Here is a 16,105-nt window from a genome sequence, read left to right on the forward strand (position 1 = left end):
GATTCGCTTTAGCGCCTCAAGGGATGCGAATAATACACCCTTTATTTTTCGAGTCAACACTTAGTTTTAAACTTTCTTTTTAGATAATTTAAAACCGAAGTTTTATTTAACTCTCTGAGTAGTTCGTGCCCCGCTATGCGTTGGCGTTTCCCGTCTCAGTGGGGTCGCATTATAGGGAGATCATATTTTTACGCAAGCACTTTTTTAAAGAAAAAGTAAAAAAAGATACTGTTCGGTTAGTATCTGAACTAAACCCCCTAAAACTGATAGTTTTGTAACCAAACAGTGCACTGTATGGTACAAAAATCACCTTGCTGATACACTCAAATACTAATAATCATGATCTAAAAGGTACTAACTATGGCAATTCGTTCTTATAAAGGTGCTACTCCTTCATTTAATTCGTCTGTTTATATTGATGAGTCATCGGTTTTGATTGGTAATATTACTTTAGGTGATAATAGTAGTGTGTGGCCGTTAGTAGCTGCACGTGGTGATGTTAACTATATACGTATTGGTGAGCGTACAAATATACAAGATGGCAGTGTATTGCATTTATCTCGCGCAACTAAAAGCAATCCAGATGGTTATCCACTTATTATAGGTGACGATGTAACAGTTGGTCATAAGGTAATGCTGCACGGATGTGTATTAGGAAACCGTATACTTGTAGGTATGGGTGCTATTATTATGGATAACGTGGTTGTTGAAGATGATGTAATTATAGGTGGCGGCTCTTTGGTACCACCAAATAAGCGTTTGGAGTCTGGTTACTTATATGTTGGAAGTCCAGCTAAGCAAGCCCGCCCTCTTACAAAGCAAGAACTTGCCTTCTTAAAAATATCTGCCGATAACTATGTATCACTTAAAGATGAATACTTAGCTGAAATCGCTAACTTAAGTTAATAAGCTTACTTCAATTTGGCCTGCCGAGTTATAGCTCTCTTCTTCGATAAGCTCCTCGGCACGTTCTTCGTAATCAAAACGATACTTTTCAAAATATTCTGTTGCGTGACTTTCGTCTGTTAATTTAAGTGTATTTACTTCTATTATACATTCCACCAGCATGCCACTAACTTGTGCAAAAAAAACTAACTGATGATCGGGCTCTCTAAACTCTAGCCTATCTATAAACTGTATTGCCTGATTCATTTAAGCATTCCTTGTTTGAGCGCATCAACGACGGGAAGTATTTTTGGCATTTTGTTACGCCATACATAATATGCTTGAGCAGCTTGACCAACTAACATTCCACTGCCATCTAAAAGCTTAGCGTTAATATTATGCTGTGCAACCCAATTCATAAAAATGGTATTTTGCAGTGAATAAAACATGTCATAAGCGACTTCACAGTTAGTTATGTGTTTTTCATCAAGAGCAGGAAGCTCATTATTCATACTGCTAGATGTAGAGTTTATAATTAGTGAGTAATCGCTTACTGGTAAATCATCAAAGCCAAAGCCAGATACTGGTCCATATTGAGTAAACAGCTCTGCGAGTTCTTTGGCTTTTTGTGCTGTGCGATTAACTATTATTATTTCCTGAGGGTTATGCTCTAACAAAGGTAAAATAACCCCTCGAGCAGCACCGCCCGCACCTATGATTAAAATGCGTTTATTAGTTATGGCTACTTCATTAGCGAGTAAATCATTTACAAAGCCCACACCATCGGTGTTATCACCGAGTAATGTGCCATCATCTCGTTTTTTTAATGTATTAACAGCCCCTACAATTTTAGCTAATGGCGTAAGCTCATCAGCCATTGCATAAGCTTGCTCTTTAAATGGCATTGTAACGTTAGCACCAACACCACCTTGCTCAAAAAAAGACAATACTGTTTTTTCAAAGTTATCGATAGGTGCTAATATTGCGCGATAGTCGATTTGCTCACCCAGTGATACAGCAAATTGTTTATGTATCGCGGGGGATTTTGAATGTTTAATTGGATTTCCAAAAACCGCATATTTGTCCATTTTAAAGCAACCTCTTTGCAGCTATATACTGCCTATTAACGATGATAAGTAATATGATTAAACGACTTTTTTCTAAATCTAAGCCAGCTCCCGAGCAACAGACTCCTACTCCTGAAAAAACACCGTATGAAATAATAGGTGGAGAGAAAGGGGCGCGAGCTATCTCCAATCGATTCTACGACATAATGGAGTCAGATGAATACGCTAAACCGTTATATGATATGCATCCTCTGCCATTAGATCGAATTCGCCAAGTATTTTTTGAATTTTTATCTGGTTGGTTAGGCGGGCCAAACCTATTTACTGAAAAACATGGCCAGCCAATGCTACGTAAAAGGCATATACCTTTTACTGTAGATAAAGCATTGCGCGATCAGTGGATGTACTGCATGAATAAAACGCTGGATATAGAAATAGACAACCCGTTGTTACGTGAAGGCTTAAAGCAATCATTCTCTCAACTAGCAACGCACATGATCAATCAGCATTAAATTTGTATTTAGCCACAATGCAAAAAGGCGCTAATTAGCGCCTTTTTGATTACTGTGTAATTGTTATAATTGCCATTCTCTGGCTATTAGCTCACTTGGTTGACTAGTTAACCACTCTTGCGGGCGTAAGTAATACTGATATAGGTTAGCTTCTGGACTACTTGGCTCTGGTTTATAATTATATTCCCAGCGTGCAAGTGGTGGCATAGACATTAATATAGACTCTGTGCGACCGCCACTTTGTAGTCCAAATAAAGTGCCTCTGTCCCAGACTAGATTAAACTCTACATAACGTCCGCGACGATAAAGCTGAAAATCACGTTGTTGCTCTGTGTATTCATCATTTTTACGACGTTCAATAATAGGTAAATAGGCATCTAAAAATCCATTACCCACCGATTGCATAAACGCAAAACTCTTTTCAAAACCAAGTTCGTTTAAATCGTCAAAAAACAAACCTCCTACTCCGCGCGTCTCGTCTCTGTGCTTTAAATAAAAATACTCGTCGCACCATGTTTTATATTTTGGATAAACTTCACTACCAAATGGCGCACAAATGTCGTGAGCAACTTGATGCCAATGCTGTACGTCTTCTAATACTGGATAAAAAGGAGTGAGATCAAATCCGCCACCAAACCACCATATTGGCTCTTCGCCTTCTTTTTCGGCTATAAAAAAGCGCACATTGGCATGACTTGTTGGTACATGAGGGTTTTTAGGATGAATAACTAACGACACACCACACGCATGAAAGCTGCGTCCTGCAAGCTCTGGTCTGTGTGCTGTTGCCGAGCCAGGCATTGAAGCGCCAAATACATGAGAGTAATTAACTCCGCCTTGCTCTATTACAGTGCCATTTGTGGTTACACGTGTACGACCACCACCGCCTTCTGCTCGCTGCCAGTTATCCTCTATAAATTTAGCACTGCCATCTGCAGCCTCCAAACCTTTGCAAATAGTGTCTTGCAAAGCCATAAAGTATGCTTTTACTTGATCTAATAATTCGCTTTGCATATTAACCTCTAAATATTTTTCCAGTCATGGCATCTTTTATTGTGCTTGGTTGAGTATTACCACCTAACGCCTCATCAACGTAAAAGCCAACTTGTTCTGTAAATTGCGCTTTAGCTTGCTCAATACTAATTACCGTTTCTTGACCGGTTAAGTTTGCACTGGTTGATACTAGTGGCTTACCAAACTCTTGGCACAAACGTTTTACTGTTGGGTGGTTTGTTACTCTGACTGCAATGGTATCAAACTGCCCTGTGAGCCATTTAGGCGTGTTTTTAGATGCAGGCATAACCCATGTAATTGCAGCAGGCCAACTCGAAAAAATATCAGCGCGTTTATCCATTGGTATTTTTGCATCATCTACGTATTTTAATAATTGTCCGTAGTTATCAGCGATTAAAATAAGCCCTTTTTCAACTGGGCGCTGCTTAATAGCTAATAGTGCCTCAACGGCTTGTTGATTATCTGGATCACAACCTAAACCATATACAGCTTCTGTTGGGTATAAAATAACTTCGCCTTGCGTTAAGCATGTTATTGCAGTGGGCGTATTTGAAAGGTCTGACAAAGTAGTCTCCAGATATAATTAAACGTTATTCAGTTGGGGTTAGCTTATGCATGCAGTTTTTTTGTGGGCATTGCAATAATATGCCGTTTGCCATATTTCTTTCTATGACGATAGGCCAGTCACATTCAGGACACGGATGTTCAACCGGTTTATTATTAAGCGTGTATTTACAACTTGGGTAGCAATCACAAGAATAAAATACTTTACCAAACTTATTACTGCGCGCGACTAAATGACCTTTTTTGCATTTAGGGCAACTAGGCAAAGTATCTTCGCTTTGCTTTTCTTCATTTTCGTTAGCAATGTAATGACACTCTGGATAACCCGTACACCCAATAAACATACCGTAGCGCCCATTTTTAACCACCAGCGGTTTGCTGCACTGCGGGCATGCTGAATCTTCAAGAACTTTAATTTCGTTACTATCGTGATGTGCCAACGGCCTAATAAAATCGCATTCAGGGTAACTTGCGCATCCTAAAAAAGGGCCTGATTTACTATTGCGGATCACTAACTCTGAACCACACTGTGGGCATATCTCGTATTCTTTTTCGAGGGCGTGCTTGTTCGCCGAGAAAAGCGAATGGTCGATTTTACTCATGGTGATCCTAATAGGTTAGTGAATTTTCGCCTAATATACCCAAACCACTTAAAGATACAAGCAATGCCGTGCTTATCCGTTTAAGTAATTTGAGTACAATTAAGATAATTATCTCTAATGAAGAAGTTCGCTGGGTTCATCAAAAATCAAATCTTCCATTTGCTCATATGCCTCTTCAGAGCCAGGAACATTAAACAAAATCATAAGTACAATCCATTTTAAATCTTCTAGGCTTATGATTGGTTTATCTAGTGAGGCTAAACAGTCCATTACCATCTCACGAGTTACATTGTTAATTACGCCTATTTGCTCAATAAACATTAAAAAGCCACGACACTCAGCACTGAGCCTTTGGCATTCACTATCGGTAAATATACGCACAGCATCTTTAGGGTTAGTAATAAGATAAGGAGACTCGTCACTGTGTTGTAAATCGGCGAGTTGCTCTAACCAATCGAGTGCTTTAAATATCTCAGGCTTATTAAAGCCCGCGCGCAGTAGCTCATCGGTTAATTCATTTTGCTCTGCAAATATATCCGCTTCGCTATGAATGTAATTTTCAAAAAGATATAAAAGAATATCAAACATATTACCTTCCTGCGCTCAACTTAATATAACCATCTAACACTCGCTCAATCTGATCGTCTAATTCTAAATCGAGCAACCTAGCGAGCACTTTGTCTATTGGCCACTGCGCACGACGTACAATGTCGTCTACGCTGGTTACTTCAAAGCCAATGCTATTTAAAACCTCGCATTGAGAATTTGCCTGAATAGGCTGCTCTTTGTTACATACATTATTGTCGTAAGTAAAACTCACCTCATCAAGAATGTCAGCCACGTTTTCTACCAGCTTAGCACCTTGCTTTATTAAAAAGTGACTTGCCTGCGCTAACGGGTTTTTAATAGAACCCGGTACTGCAAATACCTCTTTATTTTGTTCAAGCGCATAGCGTACTGTAATTAACGAACCACTTTTAATTTCAGCCTCAACAATAAGCACTCCCAACGATAACCCAGAAATAATACGATTTCGGCGCGGAAAGTTATGCGCATGAGCAGCTGCCCCTGGTAAAAACTCACTCACCAACAGGCCGCTTTCTAAAACTTGATCTGTTAATAGTTTATGGCGTTTAGGATAGTAAATATCAACCCCAGTACCAAGCACCGCTATGGTTTTACCCGTACCAGCAAGAGAGCCCTTATGTGCTGCTCCATCTATTCCCCGTGCCATACCTGAGGTAACTGTAATACCCGCTAAAGTTAACTCGTATGCAAATTCTGATGCTATTTCAAGCCCGGAAGGTGTGGCATTACGACTCCCTACAATTGCAATTTGTGGAGTAGATAATAACGAGACATCTCCCCTACAAAATAGTAATAAAGGCGCACTGGCAATCTGTCGGAGATCTTCTGGATAAAGCGCATCAAAAATACAGACAACCGTAATGTTGTGCAGCGCTATTAATTGCTCATAATGACTGACTTGTTGCCAATTGGTGTTGAGTAAATTACTCGCCTGATTAGCGGTTAATCCAAGCTGTAAAAGCTTGTCATGAGGTAAGTCGAATAACGACCCAAGGGAATAATTTGTAGATAGTGCTAAAAGGGTTTTGATACCCAACCCTTTACACATATAAAAGGCAAGCCAGTGGGCTAGCTTGCCAGATGACTGATCCATGCTCTCTCCTAGAGCACCGACTCGCTACTTCTTAATGAATAACTGCAATATCTCCAATGCGAATTGGGTGCTGGTTTTTAGTTATTAATGCATAACTTATTTTGTCATACACTTTAAAGACAATTAGCTCGCCAACTTTTTCTTTAGGCATAGTCCACGTTGTGCTCTCTTCGTCAGACTCACCACCAAATAATTGGCTCACATCAGATAAAAGCTTCTCGTATTTACTAGAATCTTCTGGATAACGAGGGCCACGAGGACCATCAATAACCGTTGGCGATTGACGTTCTAGATCTAATACATGACCCGCTTCTATGTTTTGTTCACTGCCTAAGTTTAGCACTACAACATCCATTGTGCTGAATTCTCTAACTTGTCGTGGGGAAGCAATAATATTCCCTGTTACAGGCTCAGAAGGACGGTGAATATTAAAGTACGCAGGAAGCATTTGACCTTCCATTGCCGGCATTAAAAAATCGCCTTGCTGAATTTCTCGTTTAACAGATTCAACACGTAATGACGAAGGCACGCCATTGTGTTCATCACCCGCTCTAAACGCACGTGCGATACCCACGTAAGATGCACGCGTTGCTAACACTTCACCGGTTAAATCGGTGTAAGGGTCACCTTTATGGTAAATGGCATATGCTTTATGTACTTGTAAGTCGCCTTTAACATATAAAATATGGCCTAACGTTTGTGTTTTAGTATTTTCGTTAGCACCTAAAATATAAGGTTTGCCTTTAATATCGTCACTGTTCATTGCTTGCTCGTAACTGATATACGGTTTGATCATTTCAAGCGGCAAAGTAGTAATAGCATTACGCCCTTTTGGTGTAATACGACCCTGAGGAGATAGCTTTCTATATCCTTTATTAATCACTAAACGTGGGTTTCCATCTGCATCGTATATCAGCGCTAATGCATCACCGGGGTAAATTAGGTGCGGGTTGTCAATTTGTGGATTCATTTGCCAAAGTTCAGGCCATAGCCAAGGCTCATCTAAATAGATGCCAGAAATATCCCAAAGTGTATCGCCTTTTTTTACAACATACTGTTTTGGTGCATCTTTTTTTATTTTAAGCACGTCAGCAATTGCGGGAAACGCAGCACTTAACGTAAGCATGATTGCAAGTAATGGAGATTTCATTGAGCTTCCTTGTATTGTTTTTTCATTATTATTGCCCAAAACCTGTTAAAGGTGAACGCGAATGGCTAAAATAAGAGCATACAATACCCTAAATTAAGCACAAGTGAAAAAGGTAACTATGGCTAGGTTAGAAGTTTTAAGATTTCCAGATGAACGTTTACGTACTATAGCAAAAGATGTTGCACAAGTTGACGACACAGTACGCCAAATTGTAAAAGACATGCTAGAGACAATGTACGATGAAAATGGCATTGGACTTGCGGCCACGCAAGTAGATATTCATCAACGAATCGTTGTTATTGATGTATCAGAAGAGCGCGACGAGCCACTGGTATTAATTAATCCACAAATCATTAAAAAAGACGGCTCTACCGTTAGCGAAGAAGGCTGTTTATCAGTACCTAACTCGTATGCAAAAGTAGACCGCGCTGAAACAGTAACAGTCGCTGCACTTAACGAAAACGGTGAAGAGTTTGTACTAGATGCAGATGAATTACTGGCTATTTGTATTCAACACGAACTAGATCACCTTCAAGGTAAGCTGTTCATTGATTACTTATCTCCATTAAAGCGCCAACGTATTCGTAAAAAGCTTGAAAAAGAAGCTAAATTTGCAGATTAGTAATAAGTACCTTAGGAAAACTCAGTGACTCAACCATTACGCATTATATTTGCCGGTACGCCGGACTTTGCAGCACGTCATTTACAAGCGCTGATACAAAGCGAACACCAAATAGTGGGTGTATATAGCCAGCCAGATCGCCCTGCAGGTCGTGGTAAAAAATTAAAAGCCAGTGAAGTGAAAGAGCTAGCGCTTGAGCACAACTTACCGGTTTTTCAGCCACAGTCATTAAAAAATGATGAAGCACTAGCAGAGCTAACAAGCTTAAATGCCGACATTATGATTGTTGTAGCGTATGGCTTAATCTTACCTAAAGCTATATTAGAAGCCCCACGTTTGGGTTGTTTAAATGTGCATGGCTCTATATTACCGCGCTGGCGCGGCGCTGCACCGATTCAACGCGCAATTTGGGCAGGTGATGAACAAACCGGCGTAACAATAATGCAAATGGATGAAGGGCTAGATACCGGCGATATGCTACATATAAGTCGCTGCCCTATTAGCACGACAGAAACTAGCGCTAGTTTATATACAAAGCTTGCTGAGCTAGGTCCAGACGCGTTAATTGAAACCATTAATAAATTAGCTAATGGCGAGATCACCCCTGAACCTCAAAATGATGAACTTGCTAACTACGCTAAAAAGCTTTCTAAAGAGGAAGCTAATATCGATTGGTCAATGAGTGCACTGCAAATTGAGCGAAACATTCGCTCTTTTAATCCATGGCCAGTGTGCTTTACCCAAATGGGTGGGCAAACAGTAAAGATTTATCAAGCGCAGGTTGTGCTGCAATCAGGTGATCCTGGGCAAATTTTATCAAGCGACAAAAATGGCGTAGTCGTGGCGTGTGGCGAGCATGCCTTATGTATTACGCAATTACAGCCGCAAGGTAAAAAACCAATGGCAATTAACGACTTTTTAAATGGTCGTAGTGACTGGGTTACCCCTGGCACAATATTAGGCGAAAACAATGAGTAATGTTCCAAACGTACGAGCGCTGGCCGCTGAAACTTTATATAACGTAGTTGATAAAGGCGCATCGCTTAATCAAGAACTTCCATTTGCAAGCCAAGGCTTGCCGCCTAAAGATAAAGCGTTGCTACAGCAAATTTGTTATGGCGTTTTACGCTACTTACCGAGCCTTGAAAATTACTGCCAACACTTAGTAGAGCAGCCATTAAAAGGTAAACGTAGAATATTTCAGTTTTTATTATACGTAGGTATTTATCAACTGCAGCATATGCGCGTACCACCACATGCTGCAATTTCAGAAACTGTAAACGCACTGGCTCAACTGCGCGCTTTAGGATTAAAAGGGCTGATAAACGCCATTTTACGTAGTTTTCAGCGCCAACAAGCAGAGCTTGAAGAAAAAGCGAAGCTTATTCCGGTATGTTTATACAACCATCCAAATTGGTTTATTAAACAGGTGCAAACAGCCTACCCAGATAGCTGGGAAGCACTACTTGAAGAAAACCAGCAACAAGCACCTATGTGGCTTCGTGTAAACCAAGCACAATTTAGCACGCAAGAATACAGCGAAATGCTTAGCGCTAACGATATTGAACACACCTTAAACCCTGACTTTATTGATGGGATTAAGCTTGCCAAACCACGTGATGTATTTTCGTTGCCTGAGTTTGATACAGGTGCATGTTCAGTACAAGATGCTGCAGCACAGTTGGCAGCCCGCTTTTTAGAACCTAAAGCAGATGACTATATTTTAGATGCCTGTGCAGCACCTGGCGGAAAAACGTGTCATATATTAGAGCTTGCTGATGCTGATGTACTTGCACTTGATAGCGACTCAACTCGCCTTGAACGCGTTAAGCAAAACTTAACGCGTATTGGCTTAGGTGCAGACCTACAATGTGGCGATGCCTCACAACCACATACTTGGTGGGACGAAAAATTATTTGATCGTATTTTGCTTGATGTGCCTTGTTCAGCCACTGGCGTAATTCGCCGTCACCCTGATATAAAATGGTTACGTCGCGCATCAGATATCGAAGACTTATCTAAGTTACAAAACGATATTCTTGATAGCATTTGGCCACTGTTAAAACCAGGTGGCACATTGGTATATGCTACGTGTTCGGTTCTTCCACAAGAAAACCAACAGCAAGTTGCTAAGTTTTTAGCTAATAACGATGATGTAGAACATATACCTCTACACGAAAATGATACCGTAACAACTCCAGGTTTGCAGTTACTGCCCGGTGAAAGTGATGGATTTTATTACGCTAAGCTAGTTAAAAAAGCCTAATAGCCGTACACTAAATAGTTAGCCATTTATGAAACATTAAATGGCTATTTTTTTAATTAAATTATGATCAATACCACGGGTAAATAATGAAAATAATTATACTCGGTGCCGGGCAAGTTGGTGCTACGCTTGCTGAAAACTTAGTTGGCGAACAAAACGAAATTACCGTTGTTGATATAGACGGTAACCGATTACGTGAACTTCAAGATAAGTACGACTTACAAGGGGTTATGGGCCACAGCGCGCATCCTGATGTTTTACGCCGTGCAGGCGCTGAAGATGCCGATATGATTATAGCAGTAACCAGTTCAGATGAAGTGAACATGGTTGCATGCCAAGTGGCGTACAGTATTTTTAAAACGCCCACTAAAATTGCCCGCATTCGCTCAGAGCAATATTTAAAATACCGCGAAAAACTATTTCAAAACGATGATTTACCAATCGATCATTACATTGCTCCCGAAGCACTGGTCACTAAGTATATTCGCCGTCTAATTGACTACCCTGGTGCTCTGCAAGTATTGCAGTTTGCCGATGGCATGCTCTCGTTAGTAGCCGTAAAAGCTTATTATGGGGGTTTATTAGTAGGTTATGCGTTATCTGCACTTAAAGAACATATTCCTAATGTAGAAACTCGTGTTGCCGCTATTTATCGTCAAGGTAAAGCAATCAAACCACTGGGTACCACCGTTATTGAAGCCGATGACGAAGTATTCTTTATTGCCGCTACAAAACATATACGCGCAGTAATGAACGAGCTACAAAAACTTGAGCGTTCGTACAAAAAAATTATGATAGCTGGTGGCGGTAACATTGGGGCAGGCCTTGCCCGCTCACTTGAAAAAAACCACACCGTTAAACTAATTGAACGCAGTAAAGAACGTGCCGAGCAACTCTCAGAAATGCTCGATAACACGGTCGTTTTTTGTGGTGACGCATCTGATCAAGAACTGCTCTCAGAAGAGCATATTGAACAAGTCGATGTATTTATTGCCGTAACCAACGACGATGAAGCAAACATTATGTCGGCCATGCTTGCAAAACGTATGGGCGCACAAAAAACCATGGTACTTATTCAACGTGGAGCTTACGTTGATTTGGTACAAGGCGGCGAAATAGATATTGCCATATCGCCACAACAAGCAACTATATCAGCGTTATTAACGCACGTACGCCGTGGTGATATTGTTAACGTGTATTCACTGCGTAAAGGCGCAGCAGAAGCCATTGAAGCGGTTGCTCATGGTGATGAAAACACATCTAAAGTGGTTGGTCGTGCGATTGCCGACATAAAACTTCCTGCAGGTACAACCATTGGGGCAATAGTACGTAATGACGATGTGTTGATAGCTCACGATGATACAATTATTATGTCGGGCGATCATGTCATCATGTTTTTAATCGACAAAAAACACATTACCGTTGTAGAAAAACTATTCCAAGTAAGTGCTATATTCCTTTAACTAGTTACTCTAATTAGTTAATTTAATACACAAAAAAGCCGCTGACTAAAGCGGCTTTAATGGAGTATGCTTAAATATTGATTACTGTACTTTTGAAAACTCTTCTTTAGAGATTTCACCATTACCATCAGTATCCAAATCATCAAAAATCTTTACAAGCTGAGGGTTAACCTTTGCTTCTTCCATTGTAATAGCACCATTACCATCTGCATCAAAAGAGGCAAAATCTACTGCGGCATATGCTGCTGATGAAGATGCTAAAACGATAACTGCAAGTGTTGTATTTAATGTTTTCATAATAATATTCCTAGTAATATGGGAAGTCCTTTTCAAAGATCCCTGACTGTGAAAAATGTTTAATCTGAAAAGATTAATTAGTAATTAGTAATTAGCGAATTCTTCTTTAGAAAGCTCGCCGCTACCGTCGGTATCTAGCTCAATAAATTCAGCCATTAAATCTGTATCGACTGCCGCTTCGCTTGGGCTAATTGTGCCGCTACCATCGATATCAAGGCTGTCAAAATCTGATGCTGCAAATGCAGCGGAAGAAGATGCTAGTACTATAAGTGCTAATGCTTTATTTAAATGTTTCATAACTTAATCCTTCAATGTTCTATCAAAAAAATTGCTTCGTTTAACTTAAAACGTAATTTTTCACTTCCTTGTTATCCTCTTTCGTAAGCTCCCTTGCCTACTTAGGTGTCTTTGGCAACTCAGGATAAATACTTTTTAATTAAGCTTCTGAAAATTCTTCTTTTGATAACTCACCATTTTGGTCAGTATCAAGCTCAGAAAACATGCTCATTAGCTTTGCATCTACTGATGCTTCTGCTTGGCTAATTGTGCCACTGCCGTCTACATCCAGTGTGTCAAAATCTGTTACAGCAAAAGCGGCTGAAGAAGATGCAATAGCGATAAGTGCTAAAGTTTTATTAATGCTTTTCATAATATGTATCCTTCAAATTTATGTGTGTGCGATTAAGTATTTCACTTTGAATCACGATTTCGTTCAGTACACTTAGACTATTACAACTTAGATGCCAACATTTAAAAGCTATTAATTTTCAATAAGTTAAATATAAAACGTACAACAAGAAGGCGTTTTTAGAATAGTTATTGTTGCCCTTTAGCAACACGTTTTAAAGAGATGACATTAAAGTCATTAAAAACATATAGTTATGTTTATATAAAAAGATACATTTTTAAATGTACGGTTTTAAAAGGAGGGATTTTAAAGAATAATTGAGATAAATTTTAACGAGGAAGCTTTAATAACAAAAAATAAGCTGTAAAAAATAATACGTAATCAGTTGTTTTATTTAAATAATAATTTTAATTATGAAAGAGAAAAAACATTTTATAAATACTGACGTAAAATGCCTTTTTGTTGCAAATAAGCGAAAACCTATTTATTCAACGGTAGGCTCAAGCGCAGAAGGGTCTATAAAATGCTCTTTCATGAAGGCTTTCATTTCATCCTCGCTTGCTAGTAGCTTAATTCCACAGTGCACGCCTGCGGCATGCTCTTTAACACTGCAAATTTCACCTTCAAAATCTTTATCACTGCTATTAAGTACGACAGTGCATTGCATATCTTTAATACTTTCAACTTGCTGATCGCCTCTAATATCAAACATTACACCAGTGAGTGAAATGTCTTTAATAAGGCCTTCAAGTACCCTATCGTCACTTAGCTTTAGCTTTGCAGGTAATAAGGTAGGTATGCGTGTTTGTGAGCGTAGCGCAAATAACTGCACTTGCTTTGGAAAGTTTATAAACACGAGTTTAGCGGGATGAGAGGCTACCGACATAATTTGCTGGCGAAACGCAATAACTTGCCCACCACTACCTTCAATAAGCGCTCTTACAACAACCATTACGCCATCACGTAAATAGTCACTCGCCGCAGGTAAACGCTTTGCATTGGGATAATTTAAAATAATAAACTGTTTATCGAGTAAACCAACTAATTCAGTTTTAACACGCTTACTGCTTGTAGGTGTTAATATTTCTAGGTCGACTAAGCTGCCTACACTTATATGCTTTAGCTTTTCTAAATTTGTTGGCATATCCCTTTCCCAATAGTTCGTAATTTAAAACTTAAGCCGCTCGTTTATCCACGCCAAAAAGTAGGCGTAAATAACACTAATAAAGTAAATATTTCTAAACGACCAAACACCATTGCAATGGTAAGCAACCATTTAGCACCATCGGTTATAGCGCCATAATGCGACGCTACATCCCCCAGACCTGGACCTAAGTTATTTAAACAAGCCGCAGTGGCTGAGAACGCAGTTATGTTATCCATACCCGTGCCCATAAGCGCTAACATAATAATAATAAACACCAACGCATAGGCAGAGAAAAAGCCCCATACAGCTTCTACTACTTTGTCTGGCAACGCCTTACGACCCAGCTTGATTGAATATATAGCCCGTGGGTGCACCAAACGATTAAGCTCACGCACACCCTGCAAGTAAAGTAAGAACACGCGCACTACTTTCATACCACCACCGGTAGAGCCTGCACAGCCACCAATAAAGCTCGAAAATATAAGTAAAATAGGTAAAAACAAAGGCCATGTTGAAAAGTTATCAGTAGCAAAGCCAGCTGTTGTACTCATTGAAACAGCTTGAAATAACGCTTGATCGAGGGTTTCATCGCCATTTGCAAATATCTCATTAGAGGAAAGTACGGTAAAACAAATAACCACCAGCGCTAATTGAATACACAAAAACACCTTAAACTCAGGATCTCGAATATAAACTTGTATGTTACGACTAGCTACTGCGGCGTAATGCAGGGAGAAGTTAACAGCGGCAATAATTAAAAAGAACACACAAATAAAGTTAATTACAGGGCTGTCAAAGTGCCCCATGGAAGCATCGTAAGTAGAAAAACCACCTATCGCCACCGTTGAGAATGCATGACATATAGCATCAAACCACTCCATCCCGGCTGCCCAATAAGCCAGCATACAAGCAATAGTCAGTGACACATAAATATACCAAAGGTGCTTTGCTGTATCGGCAATTCGCGGGGTCATTTTGGAATCTTTTACAGGCCCAGGTATTTCAGCGCGATATAACTGCATACCACCAACACCTAGCATGGGGAGTATAGCTACAGCGAGTACGATTATACCCATACCTCCAAACCACTGGAGTTGCTGGCGATAAAACAACACCGACTTAGGTAAGTACTCAATACCGGTAAGCACTGTAGCGCCGGTGGTTGTTAAGCCAGAGAATGCTTCAAACACCGCATCGGCGAGCGATAAATTAGGTTCTTGTAAAAATATAAGCGGCAAGGACGCAAACGCCCCAAGTACCAGCCAAAACAAAACAACAATTAAAAAGCCTTCACGTGCTTTTAAGTCACCGTTTTCATGGCGGTTTGGGTAATAAGCCATCATGCCAATAACAACACTAAAGATAAATGCTAAAACAAAAGGAACACCACCACCGTCTTTATATATTAAAGACACCAGTGCCGGAGGCACCATGGTAATACTAAACAGCGCAACAAGTTGGCCAAGAATTTTTATGATGGTACGAAATTGCATTTAGCTTGTCGCTTTTATTATTAGTAAATTCAGGCTGAGTAGTATCAACCAAATTAAATCGGGTCAGTATGCATTACATGCAATTTGTGTAGGTTATTACTCTTTAATAGTTAACTCAACTGCGCCGTGACTTAAATCAAAAATATCTTTGATTGCTTGCTGAGCTTCGCGGCTATCTATTGTAATCACCCATTCAATATTAGCAGTAAATTGCTTATCAATATTAAGCACTTGATACTTTGTTTTTAATAACTGCTCAATCGCGCCTTGCATGCTGTACTCACTACTCCCAGTAATTTCAACACTGGGAACTTTAAGTACCGTTTGCAATTTTACTAATGCATTATTTAATGAGCCACCATAAGCACGTACTAATCCGCCCGTGCCTAATTTTATTCCGCCAAAGTAACGTGTGACTACAGCTGTGATTTCGCCAAGGCCTGAACCCACCAGCACATTTAACATAGGTTTTCCTGCAGTGCCATTTGGTTCACCATCGTCCGAAAAACCATAAACATGGCTGCCACCGGGGTTGCCTGCCACATGTGCCCAGCAGTTATGACGCGCATCGCTATACTTTTCTTCAATGCTTTTAATAAATGCTTTAGCTGAATTTAAATCGGGGGTATGTGCAATGTGAACTATAAACGTACTTTTTTTAATTTCTTCTTGATGAAAAACGTCAGCAGCGGGATATTTATATTCAGACATATT

General features: G+C 39.9%; 20 protein-coding genes. 6 read left to right on the forward strand and 14 right to left on the reverse strand.

The genetic code is table 11. The features are described 5' to 3' along the window. Window positions 1-360: 360 nt before the first annotated feature. A complete protein-coding gene (locus P20429_RS07845) occupies window positions 361-906 on the forward strand; it encodes a gamma carbonic anhydrase family protein (protein WP_007584141.1) in 546 nt (181 codons plus the stop codon). Here P20429_RS07845 and P20429_RS07840 read toward each other — a convergent pair. Both P20429_RS07840 and aroE read right to left on the reverse strand, forming a co-directional pair. Beyond that, window positions 898-1,152: a DUF1488 family protein gene (locus P20429_RS07840; RefSeq protein ID WP_007584142.1), complete on the reverse strand. Its 255-nt coding sequence runs from the start codon at window positions 1,150-1,152 to the stop codon at window positions 898-900. The genes P20429_RS07845 and P20429_RS07840 overlap by 9 nt on opposite strands. Beyond that, window positions 1,149-1,973, reverse strand: a complete 825-nt coding sequence (gene aroE, locus P20429_RS07835; RefSeq protein WP_007584143.1) for a shikimate dehydrogenase — start codon at window positions 1,971-1,973, stop codon at window positions 1,149-1,151. The genes P20429_RS07840 and aroE overlap by 4 nt, the downstream gene beginning before the upstream one ends. A gap of 53 nt (window positions 1,974-2,026) precedes the next feature. On the opposite strand from aroE, the gene P20429_RS07830 reads away from it, so the two are divergent. Next, window positions 2,027-2,464, forward strand: a complete 438-nt coding sequence (locus P20429_RS07830) for a group II truncated hemoglobin (protein WP_007584144.1) — start codon at window positions 2,027-2,029, stop codon at window positions 2,462-2,464. A gap of 63 nt (window positions 2,465-2,527) precedes the next feature. Here the strand turns inward: P20429_RS07830 and hemF are convergent, their stop codons facing one another. From hemF to P20429_RS07800, 6 genes are all read right to left on the reverse strand, one after another. Continuing rightward, window positions 2,528-3,478, reverse strand: a complete 951-nt coding sequence (hemF, locus tag P20429_RS07825) for an oxygen-dependent coproporphyrinogen oxidase (RefSeq protein WP_007584146.1) — start codon at window positions 3,476-3,478, stop codon at window positions 2,528-2,530. A gap of 1 nt (window position 3,479) precedes the next feature. Beyond that, window positions 3,480-4,043, reverse strand: a complete 564-nt coding sequence (locus P20429_RS07820) for an L-threonylcarbamoyladenylate synthase (protein ID WP_007584148.1) — start codon at window positions 4,041-4,043, stop codon at window positions 3,480-3,482. A gap of 25 nt (window positions 4,044-4,068) precedes the next feature. Next, the gene (locus tag P20429_RS07815; RefSeq protein ID WP_007584154.1) at window positions 4,069-4,644 is read right to left on the reverse strand and encodes a type I DNA topoisomerase; all 576 of its coding nucleotides are present in this window, start codon (window positions 4,642-4,644) and stop codon (window positions 4,069-4,071) included. Between the two features lie 114 nt (window positions 4,645-4,758). After that, window positions 4,759-5,232, reverse strand: coding sequence for a DUF494 family protein (locus tag P20429_RS07810; RefSeq protein WP_007584155.1), 474 nt, complete (start codon window positions 5,230-5,232; stop codon window positions 4,759-4,761). Between the two features lies 1 nt (window position 5,233). Beyond that, complete coding sequence (gene dprA, locus P20429_RS07805) at window positions 5,234-6,325, reverse strand: DNA-processing protein DprA (protein WP_007584163.1); 1,092 nt, start codon at window positions 6,323-6,325, stop codon at window positions 5,234-5,236. Between the two features lie 31 nt (window positions 6,326-6,356). Continuing rightward, a complete protein-coding gene (locus P20429_RS07800) occupies window positions 6,357-7,475 on the reverse strand; it encodes a LysM peptidoglycan-binding domain-containing protein (protein WP_007584165.1) in 1,119 nt (372 codons plus the stop codon). A 118-nt stretch (window positions 7,476-7,593) separates the two neighbouring features. On the opposite strand from P20429_RS07800, the gene def reads away from it, so the two are divergent. From def to trkA, 4 genes are all read left to right on the forward strand, one after another. Next, the gene (gene def / locus P20429_RS07795; RefSeq protein ID WP_007584168.1) at window positions 7,594-8,097 is read left to right on the forward strand and encodes a peptide deformylase; all 504 of its coding nucleotides are present in this window, start codon (window positions 7,594-7,596) and stop codon (window positions 8,095-8,097) included. Window positions 8,098-8,121: 24 nt separating this feature from the next. Further along, window positions 8,122-9,075 carry a methionyl-tRNA formyltransferase gene (gene fmt / locus P20429_RS07790; protein WP_007584170.1) on the forward strand — a complete coding sequence of 318 codons (954 nt, stop codon included), beginning with the start codon at window positions 8,122-8,124 and terminating at the stop codon, window positions 9,073-9,075. After that, on the forward strand, window positions 9,068-10,363 hold the full coding sequence (rsmB, locus tag P20429_RS07785; protein ID WP_007584175.1) for a 16S rRNA (cytosine(967)-C(5))-methyltransferase RsmB: 1,296 nt from the start codon (window positions 9,068-9,070) through the stop codon (window positions 10,361-10,363). Before fmt ends, rsmB begins: the two co-directional genes overlap by 8 nt. Before the next feature lie 86 nt (window positions 10,364-10,449). Continuing rightward, window positions 10,450-11,826, forward strand: a complete 1,377-nt coding sequence (gene trkA, locus P20429_RS07780) for a Trk system potassium transporter TrkA (protein ID WP_004335170.1) — start codon at window positions 10,450-10,452, stop codon at window positions 11,824-11,826. A gap of 81 nt (window positions 11,827-11,907) precedes the next feature. On the opposite strand, the gene P20429_RS07775 is transcribed toward trkA, so the two are convergent. The 6 genes from P20429_RS07775 to P20429_RS07750 all read right to left on the reverse strand — a co-directional run bounded on the left by P20429_RS07775 (window position 11,908) and on the right by P20429_RS07750 (window position 16,102). Further along, window positions 11,908-12,123, reverse strand: a complete 216-nt coding sequence (locus P20429_RS07775) for an EF-hand domain-containing protein (protein ID WP_007584177.1) — start codon at window positions 12,121-12,123, stop codon at window positions 11,908-11,910. 84 nt (window positions 12,124-12,207) lie between these two features. Continuing rightward, window positions 12,208-12,420: a calmodulin gene (locus P20429_RS07770; RefSeq protein ID WP_004335174.1), complete on the reverse strand. Its 213-nt coding sequence runs from the start codon at window positions 12,418-12,420 to the stop codon at window positions 12,208-12,210. A gap of 139 nt (window positions 12,421-12,559) precedes the next feature. After that, window positions 12,560-12,772 carry an EF-hand domain-containing protein gene (locus P20429_RS07765; protein WP_007584184.1) on the reverse strand — a complete coding sequence of 71 codons (213 nt, stop codon included), beginning with the start codon at window positions 12,770-12,772 and terminating at the stop codon, window positions 12,560-12,562. Between the two features lie 463 nt (window positions 12,773-13,235). Beyond that, the gene (locus P20429_RS07760; protein WP_007584185.1) at window positions 13,236-13,895 is read right to left on the reverse strand and encodes a flagellar brake protein; all 660 of its coding nucleotides are present in this window, start codon (window positions 13,893-13,895) and stop codon (window positions 13,236-13,238) included. A 44-nt stretch (window positions 13,896-13,939) separates the two neighbouring features. Beyond that, window positions 13,940-15,391: a TrkH family potassium uptake protein gene (locus P20429_RS07755; protein ID WP_007584186.1), complete on the reverse strand. Its 1,452-nt coding sequence runs from the start codon at window positions 15,389-15,391 to the stop codon at window positions 13,940-13,942. A gap of 96 nt (window positions 15,392-15,487) precedes the next feature. After that, a complete protein-coding gene (locus tag P20429_RS07750) occupies window positions 15,488-16,102 on the reverse strand; it encodes a YigZ family protein (protein WP_007377640.1) in 615 nt (204 codons plus the stop codon). Window positions 16,103-16,105: the final 3 nt, after the last annotated feature.

This window comes from Pseudoalteromonas sp. BSi20429 (assembly GCF_000238895.1).
Classification (GTDB): Bacteria; Pseudomonadota; Gammaproteobacteria; order Enterobacterales; family Alteromonadaceae; genus Pseudoalteromonas; species Pseudoalteromonas arctica.

Bases quoted from the DNA above. Each gene is read 5' to 3' on its own strand.
- P20429_RS07845 (WP_007584141.1), top strand. From the start codon at position 361: ATGGCAATTCGTTCTTATAAAGGTGCTACTCCTTCATTTAATTCGTCT.
- P20429_RS07840 (WP_007584142.1), bottom strand. From the start codon at position 1,152: ATGAATCAGGCAATACAGTTTATAGATAGGCTAGAGTTTAGAGAGCCC.
- aroE (WP_007584143.1), bottom strand. From the start codon at position 1,973: ATGGACAAATATGCGGTTTTTGGAAATCCAATTAAACATTCAAAATCC.
- P20429_RS07830 (WP_007584144.1), top strand. From the start codon at position 2,027: ATGATTAAACGACTTTTTTCTAAATCTAAGCCAGCTCCCGAGCAACAG.
- hemF (WP_007584146.1), bottom strand. From the start codon at position 3,478: ATGCAAAGCGAATTATTAGATCAAGTAAAAGCATACTTTATGGCTTTG.
- P20429_RS07815 (WP_007584154.1), bottom strand. From the start codon at position 4,644: ATGAGTAAAATCGACCATTCGCTTTTCTCGGCGAACAAGCACGCCCTC.
- P20429_RS07810 (WP_007584155.1), bottom strand. From the start codon at position 5,232: ATGTTTGATATTCTTTTATATCTTTTTGAAAATTACATTCATAGCGAA.
- dprA (WP_007584163.1), bottom strand. From the start codon at position 6,325: ATGGATCAGTCATCTGGCAAGCTAGCCCACTGGCTTGCCTTTTATATG.
- P20429_RS07800 (WP_007584165.1), bottom strand. From the start codon at position 7,475: ATGAAATCTCCATTACTTGCAATCATGCTTACGTTAAGTGCTGCGTTT.
- def (WP_007584168.1), top strand. From the start codon at position 7,594: ATGGCTAGGTTAGAAGTTTTAAGATTTCCAGATGAACGTTTACGTACT.
- rsmB (WP_007584175.1), top strand. From the start codon at position 9,068: ATGAGTAATGTTCCAAACGTACGAGCGCTGGCCGCTGAAACTTTATAT.
- trkA (WP_004335170.1), top strand. From the start codon at position 10,450: ATGAAAATAATTATACTCGGTGCCGGGCAAGTTGGTGCTACGCTTGCT.
- P20429_RS07775 (WP_007584177.1), bottom strand. From the start codon at position 12,123: ATGAAAACATTAAATACAACACTTGCAGTTATCGTTTTAGCATCTTCA.
- P20429_RS07770 (WP_004335174.1), bottom strand. From the start codon at position 12,420: ATGAAACATTTAAATAAAGCATTAGCACTTATAGTACTAGCATCTTCT.
- P20429_RS07765 (WP_007584184.1), bottom strand. From the start codon at position 12,772: ATGAAAAGCATTAATAAAACTTTAGCACTTATCGCTATTGCATCTTCT.
- P20429_RS07760 (WP_007584185.1), bottom strand. From the start codon at position 13,895: ATGCCAACAAATTTAGAAAAGCTAAAGCATATAAGTGTAGGCAGCTTA.
- P20429_RS07755 (WP_007584186.1), bottom strand. From the start codon at position 15,391: ATGCAATTTCGTACCATCATAAAAATTCTTGGCCAACTTGTTGCGCTG.
- P20429_RS07750 (WP_007377640.1), bottom strand. From the start codon at position 16,102: ATGTCTGAATATAAATATCCCGCTGCTGACGTTTTTCATCAAGAAGAA.